General features: G+C 62.6%; 23 protein-coding genes, 1 tRNA gene and 1 riboswitch. Of the genes, 17 read left to right on the forward strand and 7 right to left on the reverse strand.

The genetic code is table 11. The features are described 5' to 3' along the window. The first annotated feature begins 36 nt into the window (after positions 1-36). From FHT75_RS12855 to FHT75_RS12865, 3 genes are all read left to right on the forward strand, one after another. Entirely contained in the window at positions 37-303 is a 267-nt protein-coding gene (locus FHT75_RS12855) for a DUF6460 domain-containing protein (protein WP_028756102.1), read from the forward strand. Position 304: 1 nt separating this feature from the next. Next, positions 305-802: a CAP domain-containing protein gene (locus FHT75_RS12860; RefSeq protein WP_028756103.1), complete on the forward strand. Its 498-nt coding sequence runs from the start codon at positions 305-307 to the stop codon at positions 800-802. An 87-nt stretch (positions 803-889) separates the two neighbouring features. Further along, complete coding sequence (locus tag FHT75_RS12865; protein WP_028756104.1) at positions 890-2,236, forward strand: MATE family efflux transporter; 1,347 nt, start codon at positions 890-892, stop codon at positions 2,234-2,236. Here the strand turns inward: FHT75_RS12865 and FHT75_RS12870 are convergent. Then, complete coding sequence (locus FHT75_RS12870) at positions 2,212-3,300, reverse strand: quinone-dependent dihydroorotate dehydrogenase (protein ID WP_028756105.1); 1,089 nt, start codon at positions 3,298-3,300, stop codon at positions 2,212-2,214. The genes FHT75_RS12865 and FHT75_RS12870 overlap by 25 nt on opposite strands. Continuing rightward, positions 3,297-3,650: a DUF952 domain-containing protein gene (locus FHT75_RS12875; RefSeq protein ID WP_025570287.1), complete on the reverse strand. Its 354-nt coding sequence runs from the start codon at positions 3,648-3,650 to the stop codon at positions 3,297-3,299. Before FHT75_RS12875 ends, FHT75_RS12870 begins: the two co-directional genes overlap by 4 nt. Before the next feature lie 177 nt (positions 3,651-3,827). On the opposite strand from FHT75_RS12875, the gene FHT75_RS12880 reads away from it, so the two are divergent. The 5 genes from FHT75_RS12880 (at position 3,828) to FHT75_RS12900 (ending at position 6,996) form a co-directional block, all read left to right on the forward strand. After that, entirely contained in the window at positions 3,828-4,226 is a 399-nt protein-coding gene (locus tag FHT75_RS12880; RefSeq protein WP_025570286.1) for a hypothetical protein, read from the forward strand. A 91-nt stretch (positions 4,227-4,317) separates the two neighbouring features. After that, the gene (locus FHT75_RS12885) at positions 4,318-4,965 is read left to right on the forward strand and encodes a response regulator (RefSeq protein ID WP_028756106.1); all 648 of its coding nucleotides are present in this window, start codon (positions 4,318-4,320) and stop codon (positions 4,963-4,965) included. A 123-nt stretch (positions 4,966-5,088) separates the two neighbouring features. Continuing rightward, positions 5,089-5,763, forward strand: coding sequence for a S24 family peptidase (locus tag FHT75_RS12890; RefSeq protein ID WP_183844911.1), 675 nt, complete (start codon positions 5,089-5,091; stop codon positions 5,761-5,763). An 11-nt stretch (positions 5,764-5,774) separates the two neighbouring features. Then, entirely contained in the window at positions 5,775-6,482 is a 708-nt protein-coding gene (locus FHT75_RS12895) for a thermonuclease family protein (protein ID WP_183844910.1), read from the forward strand. A 100-nt stretch (positions 6,483-6,582) separates the two neighbouring features. Further along, the gene (locus tag FHT75_RS12900; RefSeq protein WP_025570278.1) at positions 6,583-6,996 is read left to right on the forward strand and encodes a tellurite resistance TerB family protein; all 414 of its coding nucleotides are present in this window, start codon (positions 6,583-6,585) and stop codon (positions 6,994-6,996) included. Between the two features lie 24 nt (positions 6,997-7,020). On the opposite strand, the gene FHT75_RS12905 is transcribed toward FHT75_RS12900, so the two are convergent. Continuing rightward, on the reverse strand, positions 7,021-7,896 hold the full coding sequence (locus FHT75_RS12905) for a transporter substrate-binding domain-containing protein (protein WP_047617030.1): 876 nt from the start codon (positions 7,894-7,896) through the stop codon (positions 7,021-7,023). 437 nt (positions 7,897-8,333) lie between these two features. Here FHT75_RS12905 and FHT75_RS12910 point away from each other — a divergent pair, with 437 nt between their 5' ends. Then, entirely contained in the window at positions 8,334-10,331 is a 1,998-nt protein-coding gene (locus FHT75_RS12910; protein WP_183844909.1) for a methyl-accepting chemotaxis protein, read from the forward strand. Positions 10,332-10,391: 60 nt separating this feature from the next. Here the strand turns inward: FHT75_RS12910 and FHT75_RS12915 are convergent, their stop codons facing one another. After that, positions 10,392-10,772, reverse strand: a complete 381-nt coding sequence (locus FHT75_RS12915) for a VOC family protein (RefSeq protein ID WP_183844908.1) — start codon at positions 10,770-10,772, stop codon at positions 10,392-10,394. A gap of 419 nt (positions 10,773-11,191) precedes the next feature. On the opposite strand from FHT75_RS12915, the gene FHT75_RS12920 reads away from it, so the two are divergent. Then, the gene (locus FHT75_RS12920; protein ID WP_003556229.1) at positions 11,192-11,470 is read left to right on the forward strand and encodes a hypothetical protein; all 279 of its coding nucleotides are present in this window, start codon (positions 11,192-11,194) and stop codon (positions 11,468-11,470) included. A gap of 136 nt (positions 11,471-11,606) precedes the next feature. Here the strand turns inward: FHT75_RS12920 and FHT75_RS12925 are convergent, their stop codons facing one another. After that, entirely contained in the window at positions 11,607-12,755 is a 1,149-nt protein-coding gene (locus tag FHT75_RS12925) for a helix-turn-helix domain-containing protein (protein WP_183844918.1), read from the reverse strand. Positions 12,756-13,109: 354 nt separating this feature from the next. On the opposite strand from FHT75_RS12925, the gene FHT75_RS12930 reads away from it, so the two are divergent. Genes FHT75_RS12930 through FHT75_RS12950 form a run of 5 tightly spaced genes read left to right on the forward strand, consistent with a single transcriptional unit; the run spans position 13,110 to position 18,531 of the window. Then, positions 13,110-14,156, forward strand: coding sequence for a UDP-glucuronic acid decarboxylase family protein (locus FHT75_RS12930; protein ID WP_025570268.1), 1,047 nt, complete (start codon positions 13,110-13,112; stop codon positions 14,154-14,156). Continuing rightward, entirely contained in the window at positions 14,156-15,142 is a 987-nt protein-coding gene (galE, locus tag FHT75_RS12935) for a UDP-glucose 4-epimerase GalE (RefSeq protein WP_047617040.1), read from the forward strand. Before FHT75_RS12930 ends, galE begins: the two co-directional genes overlap by 1 nt. Then, positions 15,139-17,046, forward strand: coding sequence for a glycosyltransferase family 2 protein (locus FHT75_RS12940; RefSeq protein WP_183844907.1), 1,908 nt, complete (start codon positions 15,139-15,141; stop codon positions 17,044-17,046). Before galE ends, FHT75_RS12940 begins: the two co-directional genes overlap by 4 nt. Continuing rightward, the gene (locus FHT75_RS12945; protein ID WP_409527367.1) at positions 17,039-18,004 is read left to right on the forward strand and encodes a glycoside hydrolase family 26 protein; all 966 of its coding nucleotides are present in this window, start codon (positions 17,039-17,041) and stop codon (positions 18,002-18,004) included. The genes FHT75_RS12940 and FHT75_RS12945 overlap by 8 nt, the downstream gene beginning before the upstream one ends. A 17-nt stretch (positions 18,005-18,021) precedes the next feature. Continuing rightward, complete coding sequence (locus FHT75_RS12950) at positions 18,022-18,531, forward strand: DUF995 domain-containing protein (protein WP_183844906.1); 510 nt, start codon at positions 18,022-18,024, stop codon at positions 18,529-18,531. 133 nt (positions 18,532-18,664) lie between these two features. Here FHT75_RS12950 and FHT75_RS12955 read toward each other — a convergent pair. Next, positions 18,665-18,738: transfer RNA gene (locus tag FHT75_RS12955), tRNA-Gly, on the reverse strand. Positions 18,739-18,797: 59 nt separating this feature from the next. Continuing rightward, a complete protein-coding gene (locus FHT75_RS12960) occupies positions 18,798-19,892 on the reverse strand; it encodes a 2'-deoxycytidine 5'-triphosphate deaminase (RefSeq protein ID WP_063474740.1) in 1,095 nt (364 codons plus the stop codon). Positions 19,893-19,965: 73 nt separating this feature from the next. Beyond that, positions 19,966-20,044, forward strand: a riboswitch (SAM riboswitch). A 42-nt stretch (positions 20,045-20,086) separates the two neighbouring features. On the opposite strand from FHT75_RS12960, the gene FHT75_RS12965 reads away from it, so the two are divergent. Then, a complete protein-coding gene (locus FHT75_RS12965) occupies positions 20,087-21,271 on the forward strand; it encodes an O-succinylhomoserine sulfhydrylase (protein ID WP_028756224.1) in 1,185 nt (394 codons plus the stop codon). Between the two features lie 265 nt (positions 21,272-21,536). Further along, a complete protein-coding gene (gene apaG, locus FHT75_RS12970) occupies positions 21,537-21,929 on the forward strand; it encodes a Co2+/Mg2+ efflux protein ApaG (protein WP_028756223.1) in 393 nt (130 codons plus the stop codon). The last annotated feature ends 25 nt before the right edge of the window (positions 21,930-21,954 follow it).

Genomic DNA, 21,954 nt, shown 5'->3' on the forward strand with positions numbered 1-21,954 from the left:
CGCGACCTTATTCCAAGGGCAAACAGGAGATGGCTTATGTCCGATCAGGCGAACAGGTTCCTCGGCGATTCAATCGGCCGCACAGTGATAAAGCTTATCGTCGTGTCGCTGATCGTCGGTTTCGTCATGACCGTCTTCGGCCTGACGCCGTGGAGCATCATCGACGGCGTGCGCGACTTCATCCTGGAAGTCTGGCACCGGGGCTTTTCGGCACTCGGGCGCGTCGGCGACTATCTGATCCTCGGCGCGACGATCGTCATCCCGCTCTTCGTCATCCTTCGTCTTTTCAGCTACCGCCGGTAACATGACATCCATCGATCTTTCCAGGCGCGGGCTGCTGCGCCTTTCCGGACTTGCGCTCGCCGCCGGCATCGCCGGCTGCACCACGACCCCGCGGATCGCCGGGACGCCGTCCGACGGCGAGGACGAGACGGCGCGGGTGCTGCCGCTCGTCAACCAGCTCAGAGCCAAAAACGGCCTGCCGCCGCTGGCCGTCGACCCGGCAGCGAGTACGGCTGCTCTCTTCCAGGCGAAGCGCATGGCGAGTGCCGGCAAGATGGCGCACCTCATGAGCATGACCGACAGTTTTGGCGCGCGTGTGAAAGCAAGTGGTGTCCGGCTGCCGGCGGCAGAGAATATCGCCTCCGGCCAGCAGAGCGTCGATGCCGTGGTGACGGCCTGGATCAACTCGCCGCATCATCTGGAAAACATGCTCGGGCGTTATGACGGCCTCGGTGTCGCCGTCGCCCATAATCCCTCTTCCCGGAACCTGCCCTATTGGGCCATGGTGCTTTCCAGCTGAGGCGATTCCGCCTGCAGCAATTCAGAATGTTACAGCGTCCCTAGCGCCTCTCACCAGGACGCGCGGCGCTGTCGCGGCGAGGCAGGCATGGATAGCAGGATCGACGACAACAGGCTCGCTTTCGACGTGACCCACCGGCTGGTGCTGTCGATCGCCCTTCCGATGACGCTCGGCTTCATGACGACGCCGCTGCTCGGGCTGACCAACACCGCCGTGGTCGGCCGCATGGGCAATGCGGAGGCGCTGGCGGGGCTGGCGATCGGCGCGATGCTCTTCGATCTGATCCTCGGCAGCTTCAACTTCCTGCGCGCTTCGACCACAGGGCTGACGGCGCAGGCCTATGGCCGCCGGGATCAGCACGAACAGCAGGCGGTTTTCTCCAGGGCGATGATCTCGGCGCTCGGCTGCGGACTGGCGCTGCTCTGTCTTTCGCCACTGCTGATGGCGGCGGGCTTGACGCTGATGGGCGCGGAGGGTGCGATCGCAGAGGCGACCAGCACCTATTTCTCCATCCGCATGCTGGCGGCACCGGCGGCGCTGGCGAATTACGCCATCCTCGGCTTCGTGCTCGGACGCGGACAGGGCAATATCGGACTGCTGCTGCAGGCGATCATCAACGGCATCAACATCCTGCTTTCCATCTATCTCGGCCTGACCCTCGATTGGGGCGTGACGGGGGTCGCCTGGGGAACGATGGCGGGCGAAACCGTCGGCGCGCTTGCCGGGCTTGTCATCGTGCTGCGCGGCTTTAACAAGGCAGAGCGGCCGGCATGGGCGGAGATCGTTTCGCGGCATCGGCTGGCCGAGCTTTTCGCGCTCAACCGCGACATCCTGATCCGCACCTTCGTGCTGATCGGCGCCTTCACCATCATGACGCGGATCGGCACCAGCTTCGGCGCGGTGACGCTTGCCGCCAACGCCGTGGTGATGAATTTCTTCCTGCTGTCTGGCTACTATCTCGACGGGCTTGCCAATGCCGCCGAACAGATTATCGGCCGGGCGATCGGCGCGCGTTACCGGCCGGCCTTCGACCGCGGGCTGAGGCTGACGATCTTGTGGTCCTTCGGGCTGGCGGCGATCGGCTCCGCCTTCTTCTTCCTCGCCGGACCCTGGCTGATCTCGGTGCTGACGACTTCACCCGAGGTCCGGCAGGCCGCCGAAACCTATCTGCCCTGGGCGGCGGTGACGGGGCTGACCGGCGCGCTCGCCTTCCTGATGGACGGGGTCTTCATCGGCGCGACATGGTCGGCCGAGATGCGCAACCGGATGCTGATGTCCTTTGCCGGCTATCTGCTGATGCTCGCGGTCTTCGTGCCGCTCTTCGGCAATCATGGCCTGTGGCTGGCGATGAACGCCTTCCTGCTCTTCCGCGGCGTCTTCCTGGCGATGCTGGTCAAGCGGCGCGCCGATCAGACCTTCCGCGCCGCCCAATAATCCCGCCTGGTATCGCGCAGGTCGCGGATCGAGCCGGCCTTTTCGCGGTCCAGGAGTTTCGACAGGCCGCGGACGATATCGCCGGCGAGGCCCGGGCCTTCATAGACCATGCAGGAATAGAGCTGGACGAGATCGGCGCCGGCCCTGATCTTTTCCAGCGCGGTTTCGGCCGAGGAGACGCCGCCGACGCCGATGATCGGCAGATCAGGGCCGACGCGCTTGCGCATCCTGGCGAGCACCGCCGTCGACTTTTCGAACAGCGGCACGCCGGAAAGGCCGCCCGCCTCCTTCGCCTGGCGCTGATCCTTCAGCCCGTCGCGCGACAGCGTGGTGTTGGAAACGATCAGGCCATCCAGCGCATGCGAGAGTGCTTCGGCGGCGATATCATCCATGCCTTCCTCGGTCAGATCGGGGGCGATCTTCAGAAAGACCGGGATCTTCCGGCCTGTTGTCGCCGCCATCTCGTCGCGTGCCGCAAGCACGGATGACAGCAGCACCGCCAGGCTTTCGCGCCCCTGCAGGTCGCGCAGGCCGGGCGTGTTCGGCGAGGAGATGTTGGCGGTGAAATAGCGGGCGACGGAATAGAAGCGGCGGATGCCGGCGACATAATCGGCGACGCGGTCCTCGCTGTCCTTGTTGGCGCCGATATTGACGCCGATCATGCCACCGCCCGTTAGCGCGGCGAGGCGCCCAAAGGCGGCATCATGGCCTTCATTGTTGAAACCGAGACGGTTGATGACGCCTTCATCCTCCACCAGGCGGAAGATGCGCGGCCGCGGATTGCCGGATTGCGGTTTCGGCGTCACCGTGCCGATCTCGGTAAAGCCGAAGCCGAGCTTCAGCAGCGCCTCCGGCACCTCGGCATTCTTGTCGTAACCCGCGGCCATGCCGAGCGGGTTGTCGAAGGTAAGGCCTGCGACGGTCTGGCGCAGGCGCGGATCGGGCTTGAGCTGGCAGGCGGGCACGAGGCCGGATTTCAGCGCGGCGATCGACATGCCGTGTGCCGTTTCCGGATCGAACAGGAAGAGACCCTTGCGGGCGAGACGCTTGAAAGGATCGATCATGGCCTAAGCTCCGGGAAAATATGGGCGCCGGCTTCGTCGAGCGGCAGAGGCGCCTCCCAGAGCACGGCCGCCAGCGGCAGATCGGCGAAGAGATGCGGGAAGAGATCGCCGCCGCGCGAAGGCTCGAAGACCAGCTTGTCACCGAAGCCGCTGCCATCGACCGCAATCAGCAGCAGGCCGGACTGGCCGGCAAAATGCAGGGCGGCGGTCTGCTTCACCTGGGCTGCCGTCGAGAAATGGATGAAGCCATCCGTGAGATCGATGCCGGCGCCATGAAAAGTGCCGGTTTGTCTGGCTTGCTGCCAGAGCGTTTCCGTCACGATCTTGTAAAGGGTCGGTGTCAGGGTCATCATGGCCTCGCGACTGCTGGTCCTTGGTCACGAGGCTTTGCCGGAAAGAGGCGGCGATGTCCACGCCCCGGCGCGAAAAACGGGACCGCTGGAACAGAATTAGAGCATGATGTCGTCCGAAAACCGCGCACACTTTTCGGCATCATGCTCCAGTAGCAAAATCCGGAGGATGAGACGATGAAGGTTTTAGTTCTGACACTTGGCGTTTTTCTCCTGCCGTTGGCGGCCTCGGCGGCTGAAACCGACGCCGGCCGCTTCCAGCTGGAGAAGAGCGGCGATCATTTTGTCCGTCTCGACCGGCAGACCGGCGCCATGTCGATCTGCCAGGACAAGGACGGCGCCCTCGTCTGCCGGATGGCGGCCGACGAGCGGGCGGCCTATGAGGACGAACTCGACCGGCTGGCAAAGCGGGTGACGGCGCTTGAACAGGGCAATGTCGCCCAGCGCGCGCTGCCGAGCGACGCCGAGGTCGAGCGCTCGATCAGCATCATGGAGCGGATGATGAAGAGTTTCATGGGGATGGTGAAGGAGTTCCAGGCTGAGGAAAACACCAATCCCCTTCCGCAGAAGACCTGATTGATATAGTCCTATGCCAGCAAGCCAGCATGCAACGCGGAGGGACGGCGTCGCATGCAGGCATGATCGGGCTCTTGGGAGGGAGTTTTCGATGCAGGAACAAACCATCATCATTGCCGACGATCATCCGCTTTTCCGCGACGCGCTACGCCAGGCGGTGATCGGCATGGAAGGCCGGCAGTCGATCGTCGAAGCCGGCGATTTCGCGGCCGCACGCCGGGCCGCCGGCGCCCACGCGGATGCCGACCTGATGCTGCTCGACCTCGCCATGCCCGGCGTCAGCGGCTTTTCCGGGCTGATGGCATTGCGCTCGGAATTCGCCAGCCTGCCGATCGTCATCGTCTCGGCCACCGACGATGCGACGACGATCCGCCGGGCGCTGGAGCTCGGGGCTTCCGGCTTCATTTCGAAATCTTCCGGCATCGACGATATCCGCCGCAGCATCCAGACGGTGCTTGCCGGCGACATCGCCACGCCGGAAAGCTACCGCGACGGGCAGGAGCAGGATCCCGATGTCGCCGACCTGATCCACCGTCTGCATACGCTGACGCCGCAGCAGAGCCGGGTGCTGACCATGCTCGGCGAAGGGCTGCTGAACAAGCAGATCGCCTATGAACTCGGCGTCTCCGAGGCGACGATCAAGGCGCATGTCTCGGCGATCCTGCTGAAACTCGATGTCGACAGCCGGACGCAGGCCGTGATTCAGCTCGGCAAGATCAATATGGCGATGGTTGCCTGAACGTGGCACGCCTGATGTGACAGGATTTTATTCCTCCTGATCTTTACTCGGGCGGGCCGGTCGGTTAACATTCCGCCCGGTTGAAGCGCGCCGCTGAATCAGCCGCGCAGGGATCGGGCGCATATGCTGTCACACGACCAGATTTGGGAAGCGATCGACAGGCTTGCCGAACGGCGCGAGCTGACGCCATCCGGTCTTGCGCGCCGCGCCGGGCTCGACCCGACCTCGTTCAACAAGTCGAAACGGCTTTCCGCCGACGGGCGCTTGCGCTGGCCTTCGACGGAATCGATCGCCAAGGTGCTCGACGCGACAGGGGCGAGCATGGAGGAGTTTCTTGCCTTCATGCGGCCGGACGCCGGGCCGGGCCAGCCGGCCGGACAGTCTGACGGCGCGTTTCCGCCGCAAGGCAGCTCCATTCCACTGCTCGGCTTCGCGCAGGCCGGCGCCGGCGGCTTCTTCGACGATGGCGGTTTTCCGGCCGGCCAGGGCTGGGACGTGGTGGAATTTCCGGCAGCCCCGGCACAGAAGGCGGGCGTCTATGCGCTGGAGGTGCAGGGCGAGAGCATGATGCCGCTTTACCGCGACGGCGACGTGCTGATCGTCGAGCCCGGCGCCCAGGTGCGCCGCAACGACCGCATCGTCGTGCGCACAAACGAGGGCGAGGTGATGGCCAAGGTGCTGCTGCGGCAGAGCCCGCGGTCGATCGAACTGATGTCACTCAATCCCGAACATCCCAACCGCACCCTCGAGCTTTCCGACGTCGATTGGATCGCCCGCATCATCTGGGCCAGCCAATAGGAAGATATTCCATGCGCCCTGCCGCCATCTTCACAGGTCTCACAGGGATGGTGGTGGTGGCCGGCCTGCTGATGGCGGGCGAAGCAAGACTTCGCAGCGGCGCAGTCGGGGAAGAGACGACGTCCGCAGAGGAAACGGCGACTGCGGCGGAGGCTGCCCCCGCAGCCGGCAAAGCCGCTGCGATTTCGGACGATCAAGCCGAAATGATCGCCCGGTCAGCGGAACCGGCGGTTCCGCCCGCTCCGGATCCAGGCGGCGATGTCGCACCCAAACCCGCCAATATAGCGCAAAAAGCGGAGACGACGGCCGGGCAGGCGGCCGGCCCGGCCGCGAAAAAACCGATGGAACTGGCGCGGCCGATGGTCGAAAATGCCGGCATGCTTTCCTTTGGCGAGCGGAAACTTCAGCTTACCGGCATCGTGCCGACGCCGGCGGACAGAATATGCGGGCCGGCGGGCCGGCAATGGCCCTGCGGCATGATGGCGAAGACGGCGCTGCGTCAGCTGCTGCGCAACCGCAGCGTCACTTGCGATGTCGAGACAGCGGAATGGAAGGAAACGGTGACGGCCGCCTGCCGGCTCGGCACCCAGGATCTCGGCTCATGGCTTGCCGAAAATGGCTGGGCGGAAGCGGCGGCGGGGTCGCCGCTTGCGGGGATCGCCGAGACGGCCAGGCAGGCGGGAAAAGGCGTCTATGGCGCCGATCCGCGCCGCAAATGACCGGCCGCCATGACAAGCGCGAACAGCCGCGGATATGGCCGATCTCTTGTAATGACTGCAACCAATTCCTAATCTGGGCAGATCGAAAAAGGAATCAGAGATGAACAAGCCGCTTTCCGCCCATGATGCGCTGATCTACGTGATGGTCATGGCATCCGCCGTCGACAGCACGATGAACGACAGGGAGATGACAAGGATCGGCCAGTTGATCGGGTTCCTGCCGGTTTTCCGGGATTTCGACGACGACAAGCTGATTTCGGTGGCGCGCGACTGCGCCGCGCTGCTGGCCGGGCCGGAAGGCCTCGACGTCGTGCTCGAAACCGTGCGCGACACCCTGCCGGTAAAGCTTTACGACACGGCCTATGCGCTGGCCGTCGAAGTGGCCTCCGCCGACCTTTCGGTCAAGGCGGAAGAATTGCGGCTGCTCAGCCTGCTGCGCGACCGGCTCGGTCTCGACAAGCTCACCTGCGCGGCGATCGAGCGCAGCGCGATTGCGCGCTTCCGCAAGGGCTGAGCGCGCGCAGTTCGGACCGCGGCGTCAATAGAGCCCGTAGGGGAAATACCGCAGATAGATTTCCTGAAGACGGCCGTTGCGCGACAGCGTGGCGAGCGCGTGGTCGATGGCCGCCGTCAGCACGCCATCCTTCTGCCGCAGCATGATCGTCATGCCCTCGCCGAGGAAATGTTCGGAGAGATAGGGACCGTCGAAAAGCGCGCAGCATTTGGCCGAAGCCGGCGAAGAGACCCAGAAGGAAAGCTGCAGCGCATCGGCGAAAGCGGCATCGACCTTGCGGTCCTTGAGTGCCGCCAGCAGGGCGTCCTTGGTGTCGAAGGCTTGCGCCTTGATCGCCGGGAAGAAGGCGGCCAGCATCGCCTCATGCACCGTCCCCCGGACGACACCGACCGGATGGCTGGAAAGGGCGGCAGCCGTCTTGCCGTCGAGCGGCACGGCGAGATTGCGCACGAAGCGCGCCGGCAGCATCAGATAGGGTCGGGAGAAGACGAATTGCCGGCGCAGCTCCGGCGTCACGGCAAGGCCGGCAATGACGGCATCGCCCTGCGAGGCGGCAAGCGCATCCTTGAGGTCGGCGAAGGGGATCGCCTGGATCTGGCACTTGTCCGAGATCTCCAGCTCGCTGCAGATTTCGCGGGCGAGGTCGACATTGAAGCCGGAGAGCTTGCCGTTCTGATCGGTGAAATTGAAGGGCGGGAAATCGACCGACGTCAGGAAGCGCAGGCGCACCAGCGAGGAGAGATCCGGTCTCGCAAGACGTTCGCGCGCATCGAAAAGCAGCGGCAGCGAGGGCGATGCCTGCTGGGCGGATGCGGCAAGGCTCGAAAAGAGCGCTGGCAAAAACAGGCCGAACGCGAAGAAAACCTTCAGAGTCAGGGATGCCAGCTTGGATTGCGTCATCGTGATCTTGATCTCGGGGCTCAGTGGGAAGCGTTGCGGCGAGATGTATCAGAGTCATGCGTGGCGGGGAATATGTGTGGGAGTGGGGGAGCAGAATGACAGTCGCGTCGGCACACCCGCCTCGCCCTTCGAGGCCGGCGGAGCACCTCAGAATGAGGCTCTGTTGCATGCCGGTTCCGAGGCTTGATCCTGGGTGCCATGGCGCGCAGCTCTTGCCCCTAAAAATTGCGGGCATCCGCGCCGCCGTGTTAGCGCGGAATTAAAGAATATCGCCTTTTATTTGTTGCGACGACATCGGACCCCGCCAGCCGATCGCATGATGCACGCGTCAGTCCAAACCTATCCTTGAACCGCAATATTGAAGCAGTCCTTTCTGCAGCAATTGATTTCAAAAGCACCGGGCGCGCGACACGCCCCGTCAATCGGGTGACATTTCCATGCTGAAGCATCTGAAAATCCGCACAAAAATCATCTCGGTCGTGGCGCTGCTCGGGCTGATCACGATGGCCGGGCTGATCTACGTCATCTCCGAGTTCCGCCGTGCGGACGCCGCCTACAGCGCCTTCATCGATCATGAAGCGCAGGCCTCGATGCTGAGCGCGCGCGCCAGCGCATCGGCGGTGGCCTCGGTGCTGCAGGTAACCCTGATTGCCGACATGAAGCCCGATACGCCGGCATTCCAGACGGCGCTCGCCACGCCGAGCAAGCTGCCGCAGGCGCGTGACCGGATGAAGCAGGCGCTGGCGCTGGTGCCCAGCCGCAAGGCGGCGATCGATGAGATCCAGGCCGGCATCGACGAAATCGAAATCCTGGCAAACAAGATCATCGAACAGAGCAAGGCCAAGGACAGCGCCGGCGCGCTTTCGAATGTTGCCCTGATCAATGCCAAGCTCGATGCCCTGACGCCGAAAATGATCGCCAACAATGATGCGATGATGGCGATGCTCAATGATGGCGGCGATGCGCTCTCGGCTTCCGTCAACGGGCGGATCGTCCTCTGCCTCGTGCTGATCGGCATCGCCGTTCTCATTGCCGTCGGCGTCAGCGTGGTCGTCGCCCAGATGGGCATCGCCGGCCCGATGACGCAGCTGCGCCAGCGCATGACGCGGCTTGCCGAAGGCGATACGACAAGCGAAGTCAGCGGCCTCGACCGCCGCGACGAAGTCGGCCAGATGGCAAAGGCCGTCTCGATCTTCCGCGACAACGCGATCGAACGGGCGGAGATCGAGGCGCGCGCCGAAACCGACCGTAATGTCAGCGATGGCGAGCGGCGCGAACGCGAGGCGCAGAAGGCCCGCGAAGCATCCGAACTCGAACGCGCCGTTGCCGCACTCGGCGACGGCCTGCGCCGCCTTGCCGCTGGCGATCTCGCCTCGCATATCGACGAGCCCTTCGTCGCGCATCTCGATGCGCTGCGTGAGGATTTCAACAATTCGGTCGAGAAGCTCAACGAAACCATGCACACGGTCGGCGCCAATGCCCGGGCGATCGGCGCCGGCGCCAACGAGATCCGCTCGTCCGCCGACGAACTTTCCCACCGGACGGAACAGCAGTCGGCCTCGGTCGAAGAGACGGCAGCGGCCCTCGAAGAGATCACCACGACGGTGCGCGACGCCGCCAAGCGTGCCGAGGAGGCGAGCCAGCTCGTCGCCCGCACCCGCCTCGGCGCCGAGAAATCCGGCGAGGTCGTCCGCAAGGCGGTCTCCGCCATGCAGCAGATCGAGAAGTCCTCGGGCGAAATCTCCAACATCATCGGCGTCATCGACGACATCGCCTTCCAGACCAACCTGCTGGCCCTGAACGCCGGCGTCGAAGCGGCGCGCGCCGGCGAAGCCGGCAAGGGCTTTGCGGTCGTCGCCCAGGAAGTGCGTGAACTCGCCCAGCGCTCGGCCAATGCCGCCAAGGAGATCAAGGGGCTGATCACCAATTCCGGCACGCATGTGCAGACCGGCGTCTCGCTGGTCGGCGAGACAGGCAAGGCGCTCGATGCGATCGTTGCCGAAGTGCAGGAAATCAACCAGCATGTCCACGCGATCGCCGAAGCCTCCCGCGAACAATCGATCGGGCTTCAGGAGATCAACACCGCCGTCAACACCATGGATCAGGGCACCCAGCAGAATGCGGCGATGGTCGAGGAATCCACCGCCGCCAGCCACAGCCTCGCCACCGAAGCGGCGGCGCTGAACAATCTGCTCGGCCAGTTCAGGCTGACCGGCACAGGCGGCTTCACCGCCAGCGCGCCGATCCCGGCCGCAGCACCGCGCGTGGCCCCGCGCCCGGCGGTCAGGGCAGCCCCGATCCGCGTCGCCAAAGAAGGCACCGCCCGTCCGGCCGCCTCGCCGGCCCGCGCGCTCGGCCAGAAAATCGCCAACGCCTTCGGCGCCGGCAGCAGCACACCATCGTCAAGCCCAGATGCGGACTGGACGGAATTCTGAGCCGGTCAAAACAGGCATTGGAAAGGGCGGCTGCGGCCGCCCTTTCCTTTTAGGTATCGTCTAAGCCGGCCGCCAGCCGACCTCGACGAGGATGTTTCCGGGCGCCGTGCAATAAAACAGCCAGCCGCCGCGCATGGCGGCCGGCGGGCCGGACAGATCAGCACCGGCAGCCGCAAGCCCGGCATGGACCGCATCGACATCCGCCCTCTCGGGCAGAATGAAGCCGATGTGATAGGTCTGGCGCCCCATTTCCACCTGATCGGCGGTGCCGAATTTTGCGATTGCGTGGCTGAGGACGATTTCGAGGCCGGTATCGTCTTCCAGGATCGCGAGGCCGTTCTGACCGCGCATATCCTTAAGCTTCAGACCGAAATGGCGGATGAAGAAATCCGCCGTGGCAGCGACATCGGGAACGTGGAAATCGAGATGGTTCAAGCGCATGACAGTCTCCGTTCGAAAAAATCCCGGGACTGCCTTTTTGCCGTCTCCGCACGCCGCCGGGATCCCGCATCTTGATGCGGATCACGTCGCGGGTTCTCGTGCCATGGCACGGAGCAGAGCTTCCCCAGAGCGTTTAACGCTCGAAAGGAAGGGACCGGGCTTACCTCAACCGATCCTGCCTTTTTCGACGATGCCGATCTAGCAGACGGCACCGGTTTCGGCAATGGATGGGTCGGCGCGTCTGGAGGAACGGGATTCTCACCCTATTATCCATAGGTGGACGTCGCGTCCGGCCGCTCGATCACGACGTCCCCCGGGGTGCTTCCCAAAGGATTGAAGAGCGGCATGGGCATTCGTGTCGGGAACTCTCTCCGGCAAGGGGTAGAGTGACACTATTCACGGCATTGGGAGGGATGGACATGAAACCTGCAATCATCGGCCTTGTTGGCACGCTCGTTCTGGCGGGATGCAACACGGTCAGCTACAGCGGACCGGGCCTCGAACCCATCCCCGGAAGCATCACCTATAGCGGCCAGCCGCGCACCAAACTCACCAAATCGCCGGTTGGTTCCGCCTTTCCGCATGATTTCATCGACCAGTACGGCCGGCAGGTGGAGGAAACCTACATCATCCAGCCCGACCGGAGCCTGATCATCGCGCACCGGCAATATAAGCCGATCCGCTTTTTCGGGGATTAGGCTTGGTCGGCGTGGTCTAGATACATCGCCCAGACGGTTTAGAGGCCATGGGTCTGGATCAAGTCCGGGGTGTCTTCGGCAAGCGCGCCGACCGCCGCTTGACGGACTTCGAGTCTGGATTTCAGTCCGAGCCGGATCAACCCGTCAGGGCCAGCCAATCACCGATCGTTTTTCCGTAACGCCGCGTGGAGCGGATGGCCGGAGCCGGCCGCTGTTGGGTTGCCACCGTCCTTCGGATTTCACGCGGGCTCAGCTTGAATTCGTGGATGAAGGCGCGCGTAAAATTGGCGGCGACCTCGAAACCGGCGGCTTCCGCGATTTCTGAAATCGGCCTGTGGTCGGCCGGATTGCTGAGATCCGCATAGGCCTGCAGCAATCGCCGCTTGCGAATATAATTGAGCACGCCTCCGTTCGCCTCAAACAGCTGGTAAAGCCGCGTACGCGATATCCCCAGCGCGCGGCACATCATGTCCGGTGTCAAGTTTTCCGAATGGAGATTGACGTGAATGTAGCGGTGCGCCCGCTCCATCAGTCCCATGTTGGCCTGGTTTTGACCGGTATCAGTCCTTGTGGACGATGCGGCGCCCGCAACGACCATATCGCCGATGGTTTGGATGATCCGGGGCACTTCCTCTATCGTCAGATTGCCGAGGTTCGTTTCGAGGCCCGTGAGATAGCCCGTGAGCAACTCGGCGTGGCTGCCCGAAAAAACCGTGTTGCCGGCGCTCTGAAGAAGGCCCGCATCGCGAGCCAGCAACTCATACGGCAGGAACACGAGCAAAGCTTCGGTATCGGTCATCCGTCCGCGATAGGGGCTGCCGAGAGACATGAAAAAAATCTCGCCAGCACCGGTCTCGGCGACACGACGGTTGACCTCGGTCCAGGCTTGGCCGCTGCGCTGCAGGCCGACGTTCCAATGGTCGATGGGGCTCGATCGAAGCATGGCCTGATCGCGGATATATCTGTGGGCATGCGCACGCTGCTGGACGACGAGGATATCGCCGAGATGCCAGCCGATCTGCTCCGCGAGGAACCCGTCTTCCGGTGATTTTCCCTCCGGCAGATGAACATCCACGAGCGGCGCCATATGTGCCCGCCAGGCCTCGAATTGTTCTGCCGGCGGCAGGTCCTGCGTCGAGAATCGCAGCGGCACGAGTGCAGGGGAGGCATGGAGTGGGCGTTCCTTGCGCATGGCCGGTTCACGCGGCCAGCGCCGCCGCTCCATATGCGCCGGCCGTTCCTGTTCGGCGGCAGCATCATCGTCGGTTTCAGACCCTGTAGCCATCCAATTCCTCCAGCGCATAACCCGACCCGAGCCATGGAAATTGAGAAAAGCAATTGTTTTTGCGGCTGAAATCTCCGCAGAACTACGTCTGAAAAAGCGGAAGTGCTCGAAAAGTATCCTCCATAAGTTGTTTACCATATTCCTTTTCGCTCTGAAATGTACGGAGCGATAATTTCCAGGACGCGAGGATAACGACAATTGCCTCCCTTAGCTGTATCTAAATAAACATCGGTTCTCTCCAGAAGAAAAACCGGATGAATAAAATATTCGCATGATCTAACGACTTAATGTCGCGGTATGTCGAAGTAAAAATCGAAGATTTCATAGCAAAAATTGAAAACACGGGAGGTGGTCGTGAACTATCTTGGTAAGATTCGTGCGCGCTCTGTTCTAACTTCGGCTCGTGATGCAAATGATCCATGCGGAACATCTCGTACTCCCAAGAGAATTCTTGTCACCGGTGGCGCAGGTTTCCTCGGATCCCATCTGTGCGAGACGCTTTTGGCGGCCGGACACCAGGTGATCTGCCTCGACAACTTTTCCACCGGCATGCGGCGCAATATCGCCCATCTGAAGGGGGTCGATCGCTTCAACGTCATTGCCCACGATATCGTCCACCCGCTCGATCTGGAAGTCGACGAAATCTATAACCTCGCCTGCCCGGCATCGCCGCCGCATTATCAGGCCGATCCGATCCATACGACAAAGACCTGCGTGCTGGGCTCCCTCAACCTTCTGGAGCTGGCCGCGCGCACCGGCGCACGCATCCTTCAGGCATCCACCTCCGAAGTCTACGGCGACCCGAACGTCCACCCGCAAGTCGAAAGCTACTGGGGCAACGTCAATTCGTTCGGGCCGCGCTCCTGCTATGACGAGGGCAAGCGGTGCGCCGAGACGCTGTTCTTCGACTTCCACAACACGCACGGCGTCGAGATCAAGATCATCCGCATCTTCAACACCTACGGCCCGCGGATGCGTCCGGACGACGGCCGCGTCGTCTCGAATTTCATCGTTCAGGCCCTGACGGGGCAAGACATCACGATCTATGGCGACGGTTCGCAGACCCGCTCGTTCTGTTTCGTCGATGATCTCATCGGCGGCATGGTCCGCATGATGGCCTCGCCGTCGTCGCTGACGGGGCCTGTCAATCTCGGCAATCCGGGCGAATTCACGATCCGGGAGCTGGCCGAGCAGGTGATCGGATTGACGGGCTCGCGGTCGCAAATCATCCATCGCGCTCTGCCGGTTGACGATCCGCGTCAGCGTCGCCCCGATATTTCGCTTGCCATGCAGGAACTCGACTGGCGGCCGAAGATCGAGCTGTCGAGCGGCCTGCGTCAGACGATCGACTATTTCGATGGCCTTCTCACCCGTCCGGCACGCGAACTGGAGGCGGTCTGATGGATGCGCCCCGGGTCCTTGTCACGGGCGGTGCCGGCTATATCGGCAGCCACACCGCCAAGCTCCTCCGCTCGGAGGGGATTGAGCCTGTCGTCTACGACAATCTCACGACCGGAAACCGTTCCTCCGTGCGCTGGGGGCCTTTTGTCGAAGGTGACGTCCTCGACTCGTCATGCCTGATCGAGGTCATCGAGAAATATGCTCCCGATGCCGTCATCCACTTTGCCGCCTCGGCCTACGTGGGCGAGTCCGTGCAAAACCCAGCGAAATATTACAACAACAATGTCGGCGGTGCGTTGTCGCTTATCGATGCCTGCCGGCAGACCGGGCTTCGGAACGTCATCTTCTCATCGAGTTGTGCCGTCTACGGCGTCCCCTCGGTGCTGCCGATCGATGAGACGTTGCCGAAGGCTCCGATCAATCCCTACGGCAAGACCAAGCTTATCGGCGAGCATATGCTCGCCGATTATGCGGCGGCCTACGGCCTGCGGTATGTTGCCCTGCGTTACTTCAATGCCTGTGGCGCCGATCCGGACGGCGATCTTGGCGAATGGCACGTTCCGGAAACTCATCTCATTCCGCGGGCGCTGCTGGCCGCGGCCGGCCGGATTCCGCATCTTGAGATATTCGGCGATGATTACGATACTCCCGACGGGACCTGCATAAGGGACTATATTCACGTCGCAGATCTCGCGCGCGCCCATGTTCAGGCCTTCACCCATCTCGCCAAAGGCGGAGCAAACCTCGCTGTCAACCTCGGCACCGGGCGGGGTTTTTCCATCAGGGAAGTCCTGCGCGTGATCCAGGAAACGACCGGATGCGCAGTCCCGGTCGTCATCCATCCACGCCGGCCGGGCGATCCACCCAGCCTCTACGCCGACGCCAGCCTGGCCCGCGAGACGCTCCGCTTCCAGCCTCGTTATTCCGACCTCCAAACCATCGTGCGGACGGCGGCTCCGTTCTTCGGACTGGAGGCGCGCGCGTGACCGAACTTGCGATTACCCAAGCGACGCATGCTCCGGAACTCTCCCACGAGCCGCTTCTTGTCCCGGTTCTGAGCGGACATCGGCGGGCCGAATATCTGTTCTCGGCGGCCGTATGGCTCTGCGCCTTCGCCTATTTCTGGATCTGGTGGCTGGAGCCGCGCCATCACGTCGATGCTTTCGGGACAATTACGGTGAGCGTCGTTCTTGCCTGGGTGACCGCGCTGCCGGCCTATTTCATCGTCGTGTTCTATCGGGCGGCAAGACCGAACGGCCCCTTGCGCCTGCCGGCGGGCAGCCGCGTGGCCATGGTCGTGACCAAGGCGCCGGCGGAACCCTTCTCGGTCGTCAGTGAAACCCTGCTGGCAATGCTTGCCCAGGAAGTGGAACACGACACCTGGCTTGCCGACGAAGACCCTTCCCCCGAGACTCTCGACTGGTGCTCCAGGCACGGGGTCTTCGTCTCGACCCGCAAGGGGCGATCCGATTATCATCGGACGTCGTGGCCCCGACGCACGCGGTGCAAGGAGGGCAACCTCGCCTTCTTCTACGACCACTACGGCTACAGCCGCTACGATTTCGTGGCGCAACTCGATGCGGATCATGTTCCCGCGCCCGACTATCTCTTCCACATGCTGCGTCCGTTCGCCGATCCAAAAGTCGGCTATGTCTCGGCCCCCAGCATTTGCGACAAGAACGCTTCCGAAAGCTGGTCGGCACGTGGAAGGCTCTATGCCGAGGCCAGCATGCATGGCTCGCTCCAAGCCGGTTACAATGGCGGCCTGGCGCCGCTGTGCATAGGCTCGCACTACGCGGTGCGTACCGTCGCCCTCAAACAGATCGGCGGCCTCGGTCCGGAGTTGGCTGAAGACCATTCGACGACATTGATGATGAATGCCGGCGGCTGGCGGGGTGTGCATGCGCTGGATGCCATCGCCCATGGTGACGGCCCCAGAACCTTCAGCGATCTCGTGACGCAGGAATTCCAGTGGTCGCGCAGCCTGGTCATGGTGCTGTTGCGGTACTCGCCGAGCCTGGTCGGCCGGCTGCCGCGGCGGCTCCAGTTCCAGTTCCTCTTTTCGCAACTCTGGTATCCGCTTTTTGCGTTCTTCATGTTGCTCATGTTTGCGCTGCCGATCATCGCGCTCGTGCGCGGCCAGAACTTCGTGACGGTGACCTACCCCGATTTCCTGGCGCATTTCGCACCGCTTTCCATCGCTCTGGTGGTGATGGCTTATCGCTGGCGCGCCAGCAACTCGTTCCGCCCCTACGACGCCAAGATCCTGAGCTGGGAATGCATGCTCTTTCTCTTCGCGCGCTGGCCCTGGGCGCTCGCCGGCACGCTGGCTGCGGTGCACGATTTTGTGACAGGCTCCTTCGTCGATTTCCGCGTCACGCCGAAAGGGCGGTCCGAAGTCGATCTGCTGCCGGTGCGTGTCCTGGCGCCCTACGCTTTGCTGGCGCTCATGGCGGTATTGCCCGCCCTGGCAATCGACGATGCCGGCGCCTCCAAGGGGGGTTACTTCTTCACCGTCCTGAACGCGGCAATCTACTGCGCGCTGCTGTTGGTCATCGTCGGGCGCCATTCGAAGGAAAATACGGTTGCGGCGGCCCCGCGTTTCTATCGTCCGGCGATGGCGACCGCGCTTGTTGCGCTCGTCGCGCTGCCGGGAGCTGCCACCATCATGCGCGGAAAGGATGCGACCGAGGCACTCGCCTGGGGCAGCGGCCGCCTTCAGCTGTTCGAAGAGCGCTATGCCGTCTCCGGTGCAGGCCGGGGCGGGACCGCGCTGCGCACGATCTTTTTCAAACCACGATGGATTTCCGATCCGGAGGAGATCCAACTGAGAACCGATGCCGCTCACCCGGACGTGCGGCCGAGCGTGGAGGAACTACACAATGCATAGCCCATCCAAAATAGCCCTGTTGTCGTTAACCGGCCTGTTGCTATCGGGAGTCGCGGTGCTGCCGACCGCTCTGGGCAGTTCTGCCGAAGGGCAGTCGCTTGCCATGACGACATCGTCCATCGCGCCGCCGACCAAAATGCCGGTCGTCACGAAGGAGTCGATCACGTTCGGCGCCTATGATCCGCACGGAGATTTGGGCGCCTCGCCCGATTCGAAGATCGAACACCTCTTCCTGCCCTGGGAAGATGTCGATCTGCGCACGCTCGTCCTCGCCGACAATTATGCGCAAGCGCGTGGCCGCACCCTGCTGATCTCGGTCGAGCCCTGGACCTGGTCACGCGATTGGCGCCAGACCTCGCAGGAACTGCTGCACAGCATCCTGGACGGTTCGCGCGATGCGAACATGGCCGCCGTCTGCTCGACCGCTGCCACGCTGAAAAGTCCGGTCATCATTCGCTGGGGACAGGAAATGGACGAAACCGACAGCCAGTTCTCCTGGTCGCATTGGCAGGGCGCCGATTATGCCAAGGCCTATCGCCGGATGGTGGAGGTCTGCAAGGTCCACCTGAAGACGGCCAAATACATGTGGTCACCGAAGGGCAATGAGGGGCTTCAGGCCTTTTATCCCGGCAGTGATGTCGTCGATATCATCGGCCTCTCGGTCTTTGGCCTGGAGCAATACGACAGGGACAAGACTGGCCGTGACCAGACGTTTGCCGAGCACCTTGCGCCCGGATACGCCCGTGTCGCGGGTTACGGCAAGCCCATCATGGTTGCCGAACTCGGCTACGAAGGCGACGATTCCTTCGTGCGAAACTGGGCCGAGAGCGTAACGAAACGCTATCCGCAGTTCCCGGCCCTGAGCGCCGTCATCTACTTCAACGACCGTGAAGTCTATCCGTGGCCGGACGGTTATGGCCGCCCCGACTGGCGGCTCGTCCGCGAAAGCATCAATTGAACAGAGGGAACCTGAACATGTCCATGCTTCAAAAAATGTTCCTGGCCGTCGCCCTGACCAGCGGTATCGCCACGGCCGCGTCCGCTGCCGCAACCAATGAGCCTGCGGAGATCGAGACGGCAAAGCCGATGAGCAGCGCGGAGATCTATCAGCTCTACAACCAGAATTCCTGGATGTGGAAAGCCGGCGCCGGCTACTTCTCCGCGAAGGCGCGTCGCTTTACCGCCTGGTCGCGGGAAAATGGCTCGCCATCCTTCGGCATGGGCCGCTGGTTCGTCACGGAGTCGGGCAAACTCTGCTTCAACGCCGACTGGCACGCCAAGACCGGAACGGCGACGGCAATCACCTGCTTCAGCCACCGCAAGAAGGGCGGCCTGATCTATCAGAAACGCGAACCGGACGGTCAATGGTACGTGTTCAAGAGCAGACGGACACAAGCCACCGACGAATTCGCAAAGCTTCGCCACGGCGACTACGTGAGGTCTCAATTGGGGAGAATTGAGACGAGCGTCAGTAAGACCAAATAAAGGCGAAGCTAGGGGTTGCGCGCGGCCGAGGCGCCATCTGTTTCCTTGTAGGAGCCGGTGCCTGCGCGCAACCCTTTTTCATAAAAGATCGCGAAGCGCCTTCAAAAGGCGGCGAACGAACGGTCGGGGCAATTGGAGCGGGTGAAGGGAATCGAACCCTCGTATTCAGCTTGGGAAGCTGCTGCTCTACCATTGAGCTACACCCGCGATGAGCTGAGATTTCCAACAGATGGGGGCCGCTGTCAAGTCGTGGCCGCCGGGAAGGCTCAGATGCGGAAGTGCTTCGAGAGCTTGAGGCCCTGCGCCTGATAGTTGGAGCCGAGGCCGGAGCCGTAGAGGCTGGCCGGCTTTTCCTGCATGTGCTCGTAGACGAGGCGGCCGACGATCTGGCCGTCTTCGAGGATGAAGGGCACCTCGTGGCTGCGCACTTCGAGCACGGCGCGGCTGCCGCGGCCGCCGGCCGGCGCATGGCCGAAGCCCGGATCGAAGAAGCCGGCATAATGGACGCGGAATTCGCCGACCAGCGGATCGAAGGGGGTCATCTCGGCGGCGTAATCCGGCGGCACGTGCACGGCCTCGCGCGAGACGAGGATATAGAACTCGTCCGGATCGAGGATCAGTTCGTTGCGGCCGCGGCTATAAAGCGGTTCCCAGAAATCATAGATGTCATGCTGGGCCTTCTTGTCGACATCGACGACGGCGGTGTGATGTTTGCCGCGATAGCCGATCAGGCCGTCCTTGTCGCCGGCCAGATCGATCGACAGCGCGATGCCGCCGCCCGAAACGTTCGGCTGCTTGCTGGCGACCAGCGTCTCGCTTTCATGCAGCTTCAAGAGTTCCGGTTCGCCGAGCAGGGAATGGCCAACGCGGAAGCGGATCTGCGACAGGCGCGAGCCGCGGCGCACCACGATCGGGAAGGTGCGCGGGCTGATTTCGAGATAGAGCGGGCCGGAATAACCGGCCGGGATCTTGTCGAACTCCTGGGCATAATCGGTGATGACGCGGGTGAAGATATCGAGCCTGCCGGTCGAGCTCTTCGGGTTGGCCGAGGCCGACATGTCGGCCGGCAGCGCCAGGCTCTCCATCAGCGGCACGATGTAGACGCAGCCGGTCTCGAGCACCGCGCCCTCGGAGAGGTCGATCACATGCAGGCTCAGCCGGTCGAGCTTGTCCGACACCAGATGCGAGGGGCCGGGCATGAAGCTGGCGCGCACGCGAAAGGCCTTGGCGCCCAAGCGCAGGTCGAGACTTGCCGGCTGGATCTGGTCACGGTCCAGCTCCCGTTCGGAGATCAGACGCTCCGTTTCGAACAGCGCGGAGATCGCGCGATCCGCCAGAATTCCCGTTTCACGAGCCATCATGCCTCATCCATCATTTGCCGCCGACAAAACCAAACTCGGGGAATTGACGCAAGCAGCTAACAGCAGTATTGCAGAATTATCCCGTGGTGATTTGGCCGGTCGGCTTGCAGCCACGTTAAACAAGTGGCTAAAAAGACCGGGTTGAAACCGGTCTGCTTTTGCGACCGGTTTTTTTGTTATGTGAAGGTGATGGCATGAGCAAGTCCTGGCGCCCCGCAACCCAACTCGTTCACGGCGGCACGCTGCGTTCGCAATATGGCGAAACGTCCGAGGCAATCTATCTCACGCAGGGTTTCGTCTATGAGACCTCGGAAGCGGCCGAAGCCCGCTTCAAGGGCGAGACGGAGGGCTTCATCTACGCCCGCTACGGCAGCCCCACCAACGACATGTTCGAAAAGCGCATGTGCATGCTCGAAGGCGCGGAGGATGCCCGCGCCACCGCTTCCGGCATGGCGGCCGTCACCGCGGCGATCCTCTGCCAGCTGAAATCAGGCGATCATATCGTCGCCGCGCGCGCCCTGTTCGGCTCCTGCCGCTGGGTGGTCGAGACGCTGGCGCCGAAATACGGCATCGACTGCACGCTGATCGACGGCCGGGATCTGGCCAACTGGGAAAAGGCGATCACTGCGAAGACCAAGGTGTTCTTCCTGGAAAGCCCGACCAACCCGACGCTCGAAGTGATCGATATCGCAGGCGTCGCCAAGCTCGCCAACCAGATCGGCGCCAAGGTCGTCGTCGACAATGTCTTCGCCACGCCGCTGTTCCAGAAGCCGTTGGAACTCGGCGCCCATATCGTCGTCTATTCCGCCACCAAGCATATTGACGGCCAGGGCCGCTGCCTCGGCGGCGTCGTACTTGCCGACAAGGAATGGATCGACGAGAACCTGCACGACTATTTCCGCCATACCGGCCCGGCCATGTCGCCGTTCAATGCCTGGACGCTGCTGAAGGGCATCGAGACGCTGCCGCTGCGCGTGCGCCAGCAGACGCAGAATGCGGCAAAGATCGCCGATTTCCTCGCCGAGCAGGGCAAGATCGCCAAGGTGATCTATCCCGGCCGCAAGGACCATCCGCAGGCCGATATCATCGCCAAGCAGATGACCGGCGGCTCGACGCTGGTCGCCTTCGAGCTCAAGGGCGGCAAGGAAGCGGCCTTTGCCCTGCAGAACGCGTTGGAGATCGTCAAGATCTCCAACAATCTCGGCGACAGCAAGAGCCTGATCACCCATCCGGCAACGACGACGCACAAGAACCTGACGGAGGAGGCGCGCGCCGAACTCGGCATTTCTCCGGGCACGGTGCGGCTTTCGGCCGGCATCGAGGATACCGACGATCTGATCGAGGATTTCGCGCGGGCGCTTGCCAAGGTTTCGGCCTGATCGACGACAATGGGAGCCGGACCTCACTCGGGGTTCGGCTCGCCTGATCTCACTGGGGTTCGGCTCGCCGGACCTCACCACGGTTCGGCCGGGGGAACAACTACGGTCGTGCCGGCGTTCCGATCTGGAATTAACACTGACAATTAGGCTTAACGATCGAAAACCCTTCGATCATCATAGTTTCAGTGACGATCAACGTTCCGTTTCTTGACGGACAGGGCCTCTTATAAGATACGGGTAACATATCTTGACTAAGGTGCAAGGCATGTATCGCGCCCTCACAAGAGAGATCGAAGTTGTGGTCGAACCATTCTATCTGGAGGAGCAATCCGATCCGGAAGACGACCGCTATGTTTGGGGTTACCGGATTGTCATCAGCAACAATTCCGGCATAGCCGTTCGCCTAGTCAACCGTTACTGGAATATCACCGACCAGAACGGACTGGTGGACGAGGTGACGGGCCCGGGCGTCGTCGGCGAACAGCCACGGCTCAGCCCCGGCGACACCTACGAATATTCCTCCGGCTGCCCGCTCGACACCCCCTCAGGGCTGATGTTCGGCCATTACCAGATGGAAACGGACGAAGGTGAGATGTTCGATGTCGAGATCCCCGCCTTCTCGCTGGATTCACCGGGACTGCTGCGGGTGCTTAACTGACGTGTAACGATGTCCCGCCCTTGGG

The organism is Rhizobium sp. BK112 (assembly GCF_014193215.1).
In the GTDB taxonomy this organism is placed as follows: Bacteria; Pseudomonadota; Alphaproteobacteria; order Rhizobiales; family Rhizobiaceae; genus Rhizobium; species Rhizobium anhuiense.